We start from the raw sequence: 13,565 nt of genomic DNA on the forward strand, positions 1-13,565 counted from the left end.
GCCCGTCGGCACGATTGTCGTCGTCAGGACGGCAAAGGCCGGAGGACTCCTTGCCGCATCAACGCGCGGATGTGCTCCGCAGCTCGCTCGGGCGCTGCCCCACCTCGAACGACGGTGCCGGCCTCCAGATTCCGACGTACGCCGGACTCGGTCAGGTTGGCGCTCCCCAGGAAGAGGATCCGGCGGTCGGCGACGGCGAGCTTGGCGTGCTGACGCGCCGACGGGTGGTCCCGCCGGTTCACCGGCCAGTGCCAGAGCCGGACGCCGGTCAGGGGTCGGAAGGTCTCGGCGGGCTCGGGGCCGTCCAGCAGGCGACCGGCACCCTCCCGGGTCTCGACCACGATGTGCACTTCCACCCCCCGGATCACGGCGTCCCCGAGCGCCTGGAGCAACGGCCGGTAGGGACGGGCCGCATACGTCATCGCGAGCAGCTCCGTCCGCGCCTCCCGGACGACCTCCGTCAGGACGCGCGCGGTCGACCGCACGGGCACGCCCGGGGTGCCCGGGCCGCTCCAGACGGTCGTGACCTCGGCGTCACCGCGCCGTTCGCCCCAGGCCGCGCTGAACCCGCGCAGATAGGCGGCGGCAGCGGCGGCGGGTATGGATTCGGCCCCGATCGCCCGGTACACCTCCCGGACCTCACCGGAGGTCCGGGAGGACGGGAACTCGCCCACCGCGTACTCCGCGCCGCGGCCCTGTTCGAGCAGGGCCGCCAGGGCTCGGGCCCGCTGCGGGCCGAGGGCCGCGACCGCCGAAGCGGCCGCGGCCTCGAAGCGCGGGGTCGTCACGAAAGCAGCTCGTGCGGTGTGAGGACCAGCTCGGACTCGTCACCGAGCGGCACCAGGAAGCGGCGGTCCAGGAAGCGGTTGCCGCGCTCACAGGTCGTCTCCGAGACGAACAGGCAGATGTGGCAGGCGGCGCCGTGCAGGTAGTCGGCCGGGGCGTGCGGCAGCCGTTCCGCGCAGAGCGGGTCGGAGGAGCAGTGCGCCGCTTCGCGAAGCGCCCGCCTGACGATCCGTTCGAAGTGCGGGTCCTCGGCCAGCGAGACCAGGCCGCCCAGGGTGCCCTCGGAATCGGGCACCGCCGTGTAGATCAGGATGCCGGTCCTCGGGTCGGTGTCGTCGCCGGCGTAGATCCGCTCGGCGAGGCTCGCCGAGCTGTAGCCGCACTCCAGGGCGATGGTGCGGATGAGCAGGTGGGACAGCGTGTGCAGGGCGAGGTAGCGCTCCCCCGGCCACCCGTACATCGGATCGAACTGCCCGGTGAGCCGATCGCTCCTGCGGTTGGTACGGAACCGGGCGAAGGCCTCCCGATGGGCGGCCATCTGCGGTGCCTTCTCCATCCGCTTCACCCAGTCGGCCATCAGGTCGTCCCGGACCCGCAGGAAGATTCCCTCGCCCCGGACCTCACTGGCCGGCACCCAGCCCAGGGCCGACCGGGAGAGCCGCACCGGGGTGGCGATCTCGGGAGATTCCGGGTCGGGTGCGTCGAGCCGGGTGAATCCGATCAAGGCGCGAGCCTCGCGCAGCCGCTCCACCTGGCGGACGTCCGAGAACAGTCCCTTCAGGGCGTCGGGGACGGGTACCGCCTCCAGTGCGAAGTCCTCGGAGGCGGCGGGCGGCCGGACCGCGGACAGGACGTCCCACTCGGGGCCAAGCAGGTCGGGCGGCCGGACGTCCGTGGCCGGCGCCTCACCACCCAGGGCCGCTGCCCTGGCCTTGACCTCGGCGATGAGTGCGTCCGGGTCGAGGTCCTTGAGCCAGCCGAGCGCCGGCACCGAGGACAGCAGGTCGTAGTTGTCGCGCGAGACGATGCCCTTCACCTCCTCCCACCGCTCCTCGACCAGCTCCGCGAGCTTGTCGTTCTCGCCCGGGGGAAGGGCGAGGGCGCTCAGCGTCATCGGGAACCACTGGTTGGACGCGCCCGCGACCATCAGGGTGGCCTCGCGGTCGCAGCCGCCGTGTTCGAAGAAGCTCCCCAGGTGCGGGTGGCGCCCGCGGCAGGCGGGCAGGTTGCGCCGCCCGCGCTCGCCCATCGCGTCGCGGATGTTGCGCCTGGCCGAACAACCGACGCACTCGATGGTCACGTTGGCCGCCTGGTTGCCGCCGTGGTCCTTCATCCGCAGCCGCGGCCGCGGTGCGGTCGGGCAGGACCCGCCACCGTGGACGAACGGCGTGTACGGGAACTCGTCGAGATGACCCGCGGTGCAGACCAGGGTGAAGCGGGCGGCGACGGCGAGCGGCTTCTTCCGACCCTGGGTGCAGTCGTGGACGAACTTCGCCTCGTGCGGCGCCCGCGGATTGCTGTTGACGAGGACGAAGGTCTCGGAGTCGACCGGCGCGAGTTCGTTGCAGGCGGTGCACCGCAGCCACTGGGGGAACGGCGCGACGGGCACTCCGACCCCCTGGGCGGCCTGGTCCTTGGCCGATTCGGAGCCCTCGACCCAGGGCGCCGCACGCAGCTCGGTGACCTGCTCACGGCCGTAGAGCTGCAGCGAACGGTTGACGGCCGCCCGCAGCCGCGGTTCGTCGATGTGGTAGTCGGTCAGGCCGTTGTAGTTCCACTGCTCCAGCCCCTGGACCAGGACGGAGAAGTTGGGCAGGTCGACGAGGGATCCCACCCCGGCCGTGAACATCAGATGGCTGGGGCGCACCGCTCCCACCCGGCGGAAATAGCCGTTGCTCATCGCTGTCCCTTCCTCGTCCCCGCCGCAGCGGTGTCTCCGTACTCGTCCGCGTCGACCCCGGAGTCCGGGCCGTCCTCGCCCCGGCCGGGGAGGAAGTCCCACGCGGGCCCGCTGTTGGTGGGCGTCTCCATCAGCCGGCCGCCGCCGGGAAGCAGCAGGTTGATCTCGTTCTCGGTCTCGCGCATGGACATCGGGACGGTGAGGGCGTCCCAGCGGGCGCCGTCGGCCCGGCGCAGCAACCCGGCCACCAGGCTGTCCTTCTTCTTCTCCTTGCGGTAGCCGAGCACCGCGCTTCCCTCCCGCCGGCCGGCCCAGGCGTCCTTGAGCGCGGCGATGCGTTCGGCGAGGTAGCCCCGTGCCCGCGGACCGCCGACCGCCTCCGCGCGGTCCAGCAGGCGCCGTTCGACCTCCGCCGCGATCTCACCGTCGAGGTCCACCGTGTGGGCGTCCGTGTTGCGCGAATGCTCGTAGGCGGCCTGGCGCAGCGCTGCGATGTACGTCGGCGCGGTACCGCGGTCGAGCGCCCGGCGGGTGAACGGGGTGACCGACAGGGCTTCGACCTGACGGTAGAAGGTGGCGTGGTAGTGCGCGAAGTCCTCGAAGTGCGCGAGGTCCCTGGGGCGCGACCAGTTGTAGAGGGTGACGACGAGACCGGGGCGGCTCGGGTCACGGCCGACCCGGGAGGAGGCCTGGATGTACTCGGCGGTGTTCTTGGGCTGCCCGACCACGAGCATCAGGCCGAACCGGGAGACGTCCACGCCGACCTGCAGCATCGACGTCGCCAGGACGACATCGACCGCCTGCTTGGACGGGTGGGTGGGCAGGGCCCTGGGGTCGCGCTTCTCCCGCTTCGAGGCCGCGAATTCGGCGAACAGCGCCCGGCGGCGGTCCGAGGTGTCCCGCTCGGGGTCGAAGCCGCCCTCCAGCCGCTTGAGGGTCGCGCTGATCTCCGAGGAGGAGATCCGGGAGGTGAGCTCCTGGATGGTCAGCATGCCGGCGCGGCTGACGATCCGGTCGGCGATCGTCCGGTGCCCCTTGCGGCTGCCGTTGGAGCGCACGCGGGTGGTGATGTCGTCGTCCAGGTAGCGGCGCATACCTGCCAGCTCGCGGGTGGCGTTGAAGTAACCGACCAGCGTCATGTAGGGGTCGCCCGGTGTGCCGTAGTCGTCGAACAGCTGCTGCGCGCCGAGCAGGAGGATCTCCGCGACCCGGATCTCGGCCGCCTTGAGCCTGGTCCCGTGGGCGCACACACCGAGGTAACGACGCCCCGGGTCGGCGCGGCTGACCTCGACCTGCCGGGAGAAGAAAGTGTCGCCGACGTCCAGTACCTGCGGCGGGAACACCGCGATCCGGCGTCCGAAGACGCCCCGCACCTGGTCGGCGGCACGCTTGGTGGTCGCGGTCGACGCGACGATCTTCGGCCCGACTTCGTGCCGGAGCCCGTTCCCGTCCGTCCAGGCCCAGCTGCACAGCTGGTCGACGGCCGCCTCGAAGAGGCCGACCGTGGTGCCGAGCGCACCGGAGATCAGGTGCAGCTCGTCCTGGATGATGAGGTCCGGCGGACGCAGCCGGGTCACCGTCCGGGCGGCCTGCTCACCGCGGTGCCGGGGGCGGCAGCCGGTCTCCTCGTCGAGGTCCTCGTGGCGGTAGCCGTGCACCGGGCAGAGTTCGGTGACCCGCCCGAACAGCAGGCCGGCGTAGCCGTTCCACGGCAGCTGGGCGAGCTTGTCGACGGTCGCGATGAGCATGGCCGGTGCCAGCCGGTAGATCTCCTCGTCCACCGTGAGAACGGGGATGCCCTCCTTCGGAGCCCCCGTACGGGAGAAGGGGCAGCGGTCCTCGCCTTCGCCACGCGGGCAGTACAGGAGGACGCGGCGCCTGCGCTCGTCGTACTCCATGTCCCGGTGTGCCGTCAGTCCGGAGCCGCACCAGGGGCAGCTGAGGACCTGGATGACCCTGGCGTACTTGTCGTCGGCGCTCTCCTTGGCACCGGCGATCTGGTCGCGGGCCTCCGAGAACCAGTTCGGCGACACCGAGGTCCCCACCCAGAGGCCGATCCGGAACGGGGTGTCACCCCACCGCCGGTCCCCGCCCTCGAAGGCCTCCCGGCGCAGCACCTCGGCCGCGGCGACCAGGGCCGCCGCCCGCTGGAACTGCTGCGCCGTCAGCAGCCGCAGGGTGTAGCGCATCAGCACGCCGACACCGGCCTCACCGCTGCGGACATCGGAGCCTGTGCCGATCACACCCTGGAGCCGACGCAGCGCGAAGGTGTAGGCCGCGAGCCCGAGGTACGCCTCGGTCTTGCCGCCACCTGTCGGGAAGAACAGGAGGTCGACGACGGCCTCGGGGCTCGTGCCGCGGTCAGGGTGGCCGGGGCGGGAAAGCGATGCGAGGTTGAGCAGCACGAAGGCCAGCTGGAAGGGGCGCCAGCTGGCGCCTTCCTTGCCCTTCTCCCGCACGGCGTCGCGGGCCCGCCGGTAGGAGTCCCGGTCGTCCTCGTGGCCGGCGCGGGCGGCCGCGACGGCGGTGTTGCGCCGCTGGAGCGCCATCGCGCGGTTGGCGAAGCGGAAGGCCTCGAGGGCGGTGCTGTCGGTGGCCAGCGCGTCGATGCCGAAGGTGATCCGGTGACAGACGTCCTCGGCCTTGTCGATGGCGGCCGCAGCGGTGTCCCGCAGTCCCTCGGGGAGCGACTGCACGCGTTCGCGCTGCTCCTGCAGCCACGCGTGGTAGCCGTCGGCAAGGGGAGCGAGTGCCGCGGTGAGTTCGCGGCGCCGGGCGGGGACCGCCAGGTCGGCGAGTTCGTCCATGCCGAGTTCGAGTCCGGCCAGCAGGGGCTGTTCCTCGATCCTGGGCGCGGTGGTGGCGGCCACGTCGTACACGGGCAGCCAGGTGGTCGTCAGCCGGTGGGCGCGGCGCTCCCCCGGCCGCACCTTGGCGTCGACGGCGACGTTCCGGCCCACGGCGTGGCGCAGGCTGTCCCGGTAGAGCAGCCGCAGCCGGTTCTCCTCGTCGTCCTCGTGCGGGCCGGCGGAACCGGGTGTGAGCGGGTCGTCGATGGGCAGGAAGACGGCCGCGCCGACATCGGAGAAGGCGGTCACGTCGAGCCGGGTCTGGAACAGCCAGTTGGTGTCACGGTGCTCGGCGGTGTCCTCCAACTGGTTGACCAGGGCCACCTCGACCACTCTGAGGTCCTCGCCGCCCGGTCCACCGTTGCGCGGCCGCACCTTGACGTCGAGGCGCACGCACGGCTGGTCGCGCCTGTCCCCGTCCAGGACGAGGTGGTGGTCGCCGGTGGCGGTGACGTCGATGTCCTCGCGGTGTTCCACCGGCTCGCGTCCCCACACCCGGAGGGTCCGGCCGTCCTCGGTGAGGGTCTCGGTCAACGAGTAGCGCCCCCAGCTCGCCTTGACGGCGAGCGTGCCGACCGCGGCCGGAACGGTGAACGACAGCCCCATCGAAGAGGCCCAGATACGCCCGGACGCCTGCGGCGTGAGCAGCTCACGCGGCTCGCTGTCACTACGGTCGCCGTCGCTGCCCGGTTCGACATCGGCGAGCTGCGCAGCGGTGCGGGCAGCCCGGGCCGTCGTCTCGTCGGTCGGGCGGGGGCCCAGCATTCCGACCAGGTAGCGGTCGCGGGGGCCGGCCGAGCGGTGCGGCAGTTCCTCCACGTCTCCGTCCCAGGGCCCGAGCAGATCCAGCGTGATGTAGTTTTCGAGAGCCTCCCGCGCGTCGTACGAGTCGCCGGGGAGGAAGGTCTGCGGCACGTCGTCGAACGGGTGCGGAACGGGTGGCGGAGAGGGCTGGGCGGACATGAAATGAACTGCCCCTTCGGGAGGATGACCGAGTACGGCGAGCCTACTGTGCGGCACCGACACTTCGAGAAGCCTACCTTCATTCATTGACTCAGTTCACACATTTTCGGGGATCGCGAAGCGCAGGAGGAGCAGTGCCGGACAGATTGCGGGTCGTGCTGATGTCCTACGGCCCGGAGGGATTCGCCGATCTCCACGCCCCGACCGTCGCAGCAGGCCACGATCCGGTCGCCTACGTCTGCGCCGCGTCGACCGCAGGAGGAACGGTCGGCGAGATCCTGGCGCGACTTCCCCCGGGCCCTGACCTGCTGGTCCCACACCGTGCAGCCGGCCTGGCTCAGGCCTTGACGGGATACCGACCGGATCTGGTGATCTGCAACGGGTTTCCGTGGAAGCTGCCGCCGGAGGTCCTGCGCGTCCCTCGCCTCGGCGTACTGAACGTCCACCCGTCCCTGCTGCCACGCCATCGGGGCCCGATGCCCGTCCACTGGGCCGTCCGGCACGGTGATCCGGAGACCGGTGTCACGGTCCACTGGATGGACGAGACCTTCGACACCGGACGCATCCTCGCCCAGCGGGGAGGCGTCGCGCTACCGGACGACCTGAACGGCGACCTGGTCTTCGCACAGATCCGCGCGCTGTCCCGCGAGCTGCTGTCAGAGGCACTGGAACTGGCCGCGAGCGGCCATGTCGGCACCGTCCAGGGCGTGGAGAATGCCGGCCACGAGGGGGTGATGGGCCCACAGGACGCGGTCATCGACTGGTCGGCGAACCGCAGGGACATCCACAACCTCGTCCGCGCCTTCCGGTTCGGGCTGTTCCCCCTGCCCGGGCCCCTCACTGTCGTGGACGGCCACTGGGCGGCCGTCCTGCGATCCCGCAGCGAGCCCGGCGAGGGAGTTCGCAAGGAGTGCGCGGACGGACCTCTGTGGATCACGGAGTGGGTCCCCGTTCCGGCACGGGGAGCCTGGCTGCCCGCCGGTTGACTCAGACTGCCCCTCCCAGACGGCTCGTCAACTGCTCGCGCAGTCGTCGCGCACTCGGGTCGGTGAAATCGTCGAGCAGGGTCAGCGCCTCTTGGCGGTACTGCCGCACGACCGACGGCACTTCATCGTGCTCCAAGGCGTCGGCCAGGTGGCACAGGGAGACCGCCCACTGCCAGTGGTCACCCAGGTCACGGTGCGCCGCGAGCGCGCTGCGGTGGAACTCACCCGCTTCCCGGGCCCGGCCCAGCGCGAGGTAGGCCAGGCCGGTCCCGTCCCAAGCCAGTGCCTCGCGGCTGCGGTCCCCGAGCCGCCGCTGGAGGACGGCGGCACGCTGGTAGGAGACGAGGGCGCCGTCCGGACGGTCGGCGGCGCGTTGGGCATGCCCGAGCTGGGTCAGCCAATGGCCCTCCGCCACGGCACTGCCGAGCTCAGCGGCGAGGTCGACAGCGCGCTGCGCGCTCGCCACAGCCTCGTCCGCCTGTGCTCGGCCGAGCTGGAGCCTGCTCAGGAGGCACAACGCGTTCCCCTCGGCCCAACGGTCGGCCCGGTCGCGGAACGTCTCCAGGCCGAATCGGATCAGCGGCTCAGCTTCGGCCAGGGCCTCGAGATCCAGATGGGCCTCGGCCAGATTCACCGCCGCCCGTGGTTCCCAGTAGGCGTCATCGAGCGACCGGAACAGCGCGCGGGCATGCGTGAAGGCGTCACGCGCCTCCAACAGGCGGCGTTGGCGCAGGGAGAGGAAGCCCAGCCCATTGAGGGTCAGTGCCTCGCCGCCGGGGTCACCGAGCTCACGACGGAGTTCCAGAGCGGTCCGGTACTGCTCAGCGGCCCGGTCGAGCCGGCTGGACTGGGTGTACGCCATGCCCAGACTCTCGTGCAGCTCCGCCTGCGCGTGGCGGTCGCCGCAGCGGCGCGCAGCGGCCAGGCCCAGGCGAGAGGTGGCGAACCACTCCTGGAAAGGATTACGCACCATGTAGAAGGCACGAAGGACGACCGGGAGCTGCCAAGCAACCTCGTCCAGGCCGATGACAGTCGCCGTGCGAGTGGCGGCCACGAGGTTGTCGCGTTCCGTCTCGAACCACAGCATCGCCTCGGTCTCGCCTTGGAACGCCCCGGGCTCCACATCGGGTTCGAGGCGGGCGAGCCGGACCCGCGGCTCGTGAGGAGCGGTGCGTTCCTGCGCCGCGTCGGCCGTGTGCAGGTACCAGGCCACGACACGACGGATCGCTCGCTCACTCTCCTCCGCCTCCTGCTCGTGCTTCGCCTGGTCGATCGCGTAGGCACGCAGGAGGTCGTGGAACCTGAAGCGGTCAGGGGCAGTCTGCTCGACCATGTGGGTCGCGAGCAGCCCGTCCAGCGAACGGCGCGTGTGACGAATGCTGCTCCCGAGGAGGGCTGCGGCAGCCGACGTGCTGAACTCACCAGTGGGATGGAGGCCGAGCATGCGGAACAGCCTCGCCGAGTCGGCGGGAAGTGCGCGGTAGGACCAGGCGAAGACCGAGCGAACCGCCTCCGACTCCTCCTCGTCCTCGCTGGACAAGGCGTCCCACAGCCCGGATTCGTCCCGCAGGTCCTGGATCAGGCCGTCCAGCAGCATGCGCGGCCGGCCGGCCGCCCGTTCGGCCGCGATGCGCAGGGCCAGGGGCAGACAGGCACAGAGCCGGGCCAGCTGAGCAAGCTCGGACGGATCGTCCCCGCTGCGATAGTCCCCGGTGACTGCACGCAGAAGCTCGACGGCATCGTGCTCCGCCAGGACGTCCAGGGTCAGGTGCCGGGCCCCCTCACGCACTCCGAGTCCCGACAGGCGGTGGCGACTCGTCACGACGACGAGACACCCGGGAGCACCGGGCAGAAGCGGGCGGACCTGCGCCGCGCGTGAGGCATTGTCGAGCAGGATCAGCATGCGCCGCCCGGCCACCATGGACCGGTAGGTCGACTCCAGGGCCTCGGGATCGGTCGGTATGGCCGCGGCGGGCACCGCGAGAGCCCGCAGGAACCGTTCCAGCACCTGTGCGGAGGAGATCGGTTCCTGTGGGTCGTAGCCGCGTAGGTTCGCGTACAACTGCCCGTCCGGGAAGCGTTCCCGGACTGCGTGCGCCCAGTGGAGCGCCAATGAGGTCTTGCCGACCCCGGCCGTTCCGGTGACCACGAGGACCTGCGCGGCGGGCGGCTGCTCGGCCAGCAGACGATCCATGGCGCTCTGCTCCGCGGCCCGGTTGACGAACCCGCGGACGCCCGTCGGCAACTGCCGGGGCACGGGTCCACCACGTCCGCCGGAGTCGGGCGAGGGAGCCGAGTGGATGTGGATCGGCCCCTGGATGTCCCGCGCCTGCACGACATGGCCGGCTGATCCGGACATGGATGAACTGCTGCTTCCCGAGTGGGCCTCAGGTTGTTCCCGCACCACCGATCAGTGCTCCACCGGGATTTGGTCCACCTCGCGGGCCATGAAGGCACCGATGTCCTCGCCCTGGTCGTACAGGTGCGCGATGAACCCGGCGACGCTGTCCCTGACGGCAGTGTCCAAGTGGCGTGTCGCGCCGTCGAGGAGACCGCTCGCATCGTACGAGATGTCATAGACGGTGTCCGGGCCCAGAGTGACGAGCTCCGGTAGCGGACCGTCCTGTTCGTACGAGGCGACGGCCTCGGGGCCGACCACCCGAATCAGCTCACCGCACTCGGCCCGCAATCGCAAAAACTGCAGTTCCCATGCGAGATAAGGAGTGAGCGGGAACTCCACGACGCGCACACGCAACAGCCGACAGGCATGGTAGGCAGCCAGACGGGAGAGCTGGAGCAGTTCGCCACGTCTGCCTTCGAGCAGCTCCAGCGCGCGCCCCCGATCGCCCGCAGAATACGCACGCCAACTGTCGTCATCGGGCTCCTGGAAATCCTGTCGGCGTTCCAGCTTCCATGAATCGTAGCCGTCGACCGCGAAATCCCGCTGCCGGAAGTCCTTCCGGTACTCGTCGAGCAGGAGTCGGTCTCCCGGCACGTCGGCCAGGAGGTCACGCATCCGGTAGGTCCGCCTTCGCGGAGAGGAGCGTGGCCCGGGGAACCACGACGAGGCGCTCGCCCTCACCGACCACCACGTCCTGAGGAAGTCCCGCTCGGTACTCCGCGGTCAGATCCCGTCCGATGACGGCGAAGTCGCCGTTGGAGAGCTCCCAGACGTCGGGGCACCCGTCCCGCCCACCAGTGGTACCCAACTCGGCCGGCGACCTGCCCATGCGCCGACTCAACGCCGCAGCGGGATCCGCTTCCCAAGGCTGACTCATCACGCCTCCGAGTACCGCGTGAGCGATTGGCTACACACGGTACAAAGCAGAACCGCCGATCGTCAATCCTCCTCCGGCTCCCGAGCGTCACACCGTGCCCTTACGCTGTCGCTCGGTGCCGGACCCGCAGCTCCGTGCACGGTCGGCGAAGAGGGAGACATGCGCGCGCAGGAGATCACGTTCCTCAAACTGGTCCAGGGGGACAAGCAGTTCCAGGTACCGCTCTACCAGCGGACCTACAGCTGGGGACGCGACCAGCTGCAGCGCCTGTGGGACGACGTGTCCGAGCTGGTGGAGCAGCACATCGGCGCGGAGAAGCCGGCGCCGCACTTCCTCGGTTCCGTCGTCCTCGCCCCCGGCCACATCCAGGCCGGCGGTGTCCAGCGCTGGCTGGTGGTCGACGGCCAGCAACGGCTCACCACCCTGATGCTCGCGTTCACCGCTCTGCGCGACCACTACAAGAGCAGCCCGAACGACCGCGCCGCCGACCGGGTCCACCGGCAGATCCTGGTCAACGAGTTCCACGAGGATCTCGACCACTACCGTCTGCTGCCCACCCAGGCCGACCGGGACGCGTACACCGCGTGCGTGGAGTCCTCTCCGAAGGCCGGCGGGGCGGACAACATCGGTCTCGCCTACCGGTTCTTCCTCGGCGCACTCGCCCAGGGAGAGGGGGAACACGGCGCCGCGTGGACCGCTGCGGTCGAGACCGTCCTCAAGGATCTGCTCTCGATCGTCGAGATCACCGCCCAGGACGGCGACAACGTCTACCGGATCTTCGAGTCGATCAACAACACCGGTGTCGGCCTCAGCCAGAGCGACCTGCTGCGCAACTACGTGTTCAGCCTGCTTCCCAAGCGGGGCGAGCGGGTCTACCGGGAACTCTGGCTGCCGATGCAGCAGCAGCTCGGCCCGAAGAACCTCGAACTCCTGGTCTGGCTGGACTTGGTGGTACGCGGGCACAACAAGGCCAAGCAGAGCGAGATCTACCGCGAACAGCAGAAGCGGCTGGACGTCTTCAAGGACGACGAGGAGGCGTTGCAGCAGGAGATCGCCCTGCTCGCCGAGCGCGGTGGGCGACTGCTGCGCATCCTGGAGCCCGAGCGGGAGGGCTCGGGTGCACTGCGCGTCGCACTGGAGCGGTTGGGGGCCTGGGGCGGGCAGACCCACTACCCGCTCGCGCTCCACCTGTTGGACCTCGTCGACACCGGCCGTGCGACGGCCGCGGAGGCGGCAGAGGCACTGGGCTACGTCGAGTCGTACCTGGTCCGCCGGATGATCTGCCAGGTCCCGACGAACAATCTGAACCGCATCTTCATGGACGCCCCCAGGGAACTGGAGACGGACCGCTCCCCCGCCGAGGCCGCGCACCGGCTGCTGTCGGGCCGACGCCGCAAGTGGCCGTCCGACGAGGACCTGCGCGAGGCCGTCCGCAGCAAGCCGTTCTACTGGAGCGGTCGGTCCGGCCAGCGCTTCCACGTCCTGCGCCGACTGGAGGAGAGCCACGCGGCCAGCGAACCGGTGGACTTCGAGAAGGCAGCCCTGTCGGTGGAACACGTGCTGCCGCAGCGCCCGTCGCAGACGTGGTTCGACCTGCTCGGGGAGGAGACGGACGACGGCCAGAGCCCGCAGGAACTGCACGACCTACTGGTGCACACCCTCGGCAACCTGACACTGTCCGGTGAGAACTCCAAGCTCTCCAACCACCCGTTCGAGCGGAAGCAGCAGATCCTCGATTCGAGTGCGCTGCGGATGAACCAGGAGATCGCCGCCGCCGAGCGCTGGGGCAGGGCTGAGATCCTGGCCCGCGCCGACCGGCTGGCCCAGCGGGCGTGCGAACTGTGGCCGGCACCTCTCGGTGCGGTGAAGACGGTCGGTGACGAGTGGCCGGGGTGGGCGGAACTCCACGCGGCCCTCGTCGTCATGCCCAGCGGCACCTGGACCTCGTACGGTGATGTCGCCGAACTGATCGGCCTCCATGCGGTGGGGATCGGGAACCATCTGGCCACTAAGGCCGGGGTGATCGGCGCCTACCGGGTGCTGAACTCGGACGGCCGGGTCTCCCCCGGCTTCCGCTGGCTCGACGACGACCGGACGGAGACCCCGCAGGAGATCCTGGAGCAGGAGGGCGTCCCCTTCGACAAGGCAGGCCGTGCCCACCGCTCCCGCCGCCTGACCGCACCGGAACTGGCCACCCTGCTAGGCCGGGACATGCCGGCGGACACCGCGAACGACCCGCTGCCGGACACCGAGAACGGCGCGGCGGCCGAGCGCTTCTGCGCCCAGCTGTCCGAGAACCAGAGCGAGTCGGTGGCGGACGAGGTCCTGGCGGCGTTGCGGTTCTGGGGACGCCAGGGCGGGCACCTGGAGTACGGGCGCGCGGAGGAGACCAGTTGCTTCCCGATGCTGGACGCCGGGACGGGCTCGCAGCCGCACTTGCTGTGGCCACTGGCCGTCTACCCGGTGACGGGAACGGCGGAGGTGGTCTTCCAGTACCTGAAGGACCGCAGCCCGTTCGACGACGTCGAGCTTCGACGGGAGCTGTTGAGCCTTCTGAACGAGATCGACGGGATCGAGCTGGCCGAGGCGAAGTTGGACCTCCGTCCGTCGTTCCCGCTCCAGGTCTTCGCGGAGCACGGCGAGGAGATCTGCGCGGTGCTGGAGTGGTTCGTCCACACGGTCGCCTTGGACCTAGCCCGACGAACCTGAGCACGTGACGGCGTCGGGTCGAGTCGACACGTCGGCCCAACGCCGTCAGAAGTCGACCCGTCGAGGTCGACTGCCACCCCATCGACACAAGCTG

At 70.4% G+C, this 13,565-nt stretch carries 8 protein-coding genes; 2 read left to right on the forward strand and 6 right to left on the reverse strand.

Annotated features, from left to right (window positions below; genetic code table 11):
• Positions 1–23: 23 nt before the first annotated feature.
• From drmC to drmA, 3 genes are read right to left on the reverse strand one after another with little or no spacing between them, the layout of a single operon-like run.
• Entirely contained in the window at positions 24–788 is a 765-nt protein-coding gene (gene drmC / locus BLU95_RS11115; protein ID WP_093859877.1) for a DISARM system phospholipase D-like protein DrmC, read from the reverse strand.
• Positions 785–2,686, reverse strand: a complete 1,902-nt coding sequence (gene drmB / locus BLU95_RS11120) for an MrfA Zn-binding domain-containing protein (protein WP_093859878.1) — start codon at positions 2,684–2,686, stop codon at positions 785–787. Before drmB ends, drmC begins: the two co-directional genes overlap by 4 nt.
• The gene (gene drmA / locus BLU95_RS11125) at positions 2,683–6,498 is read right to left on the reverse strand and encodes a DISARM system helicase DrmA (protein ID WP_093859879.1); all 3,816 of its coding nucleotides are present in this window, start codon (positions 6,496–6,498) and stop codon (positions 2,683–2,685) included. The genes drmB and drmA overlap by 4 nt, the downstream gene beginning before the upstream one ends.
• A 161-nt stretch (positions 6,499–6,659) precedes the next feature.
• Between drmA and BLU95_RS11130 the strand changes: the two genes are divergently transcribed.
• Positions 6,660–7,484, forward strand: a complete 825-nt coding sequence (locus BLU95_RS11130) for a methionyl-tRNA formyltransferase (RefSeq protein WP_231978731.1) — start codon at positions 6,660–6,662, stop codon at positions 7,482–7,484.
• 1 nt (position 7,485) lies between these two features.
• Here the strand turns inward: BLU95_RS11130 and BLU95_RS11135 are convergent, their stop codons facing one another.
• The 3 genes from BLU95_RS11135 to BLU95_RS11145 form a co-directional block, all read right to left on the reverse strand.
• Positions 7,486–9,678, reverse strand: a complete 2,193-nt coding sequence (locus BLU95_RS11135; protein WP_231978517.1) for an ATP-binding protein — start codon at positions 9,676–9,678, stop codon at positions 7,486–7,488.
• Positions 9,679–9,894: 216 nt separating this feature from the next.
• Positions 9,895–10,500 (reverse strand): DUF6879 family protein, encoded by a 606-nt coding sequence (locus tag BLU95_RS11140; protein WP_093859882.1) that lies wholly within the window; start codon positions 10,498–10,500, stop codon positions 9,895–9,897.
• On the reverse strand, positions 10,493–10,762 hold the full coding sequence (locus BLU95_RS11145; protein WP_093859883.1) for a hypothetical protein: 270 nt from the start codon (positions 10,760–10,762) through the stop codon (positions 10,493–10,495). Before BLU95_RS11145 ends, BLU95_RS11140 begins: the two co-directional genes overlap by 8 nt.
• 159 nt (positions 10,763–10,921) lie before the next feature.
• Here BLU95_RS11145 and BLU95_RS11150 point away from each other — a divergent pair, with 159 nt between their 5' ends.
• On the forward strand, positions 10,922–13,471 hold the full coding sequence (locus BLU95_RS11150; protein ID WP_093859884.1) for a GmrSD restriction endonuclease domain-containing protein: 2,550 nt from the start codon (positions 10,922–10,924) through the stop codon (positions 13,469–13,471).
• Positions 13,472–13,565 lie beyond the last annotated feature (94 nt).

Source organism: Streptomyces sp. TLI_053, assembly GCF_900105395.1.
In the GTDB taxonomy this organism is placed as follows: Bacteria; Actinomycetota; Actinomycetes; order Streptomycetales; family Streptomycetaceae; genus Kitasatospora.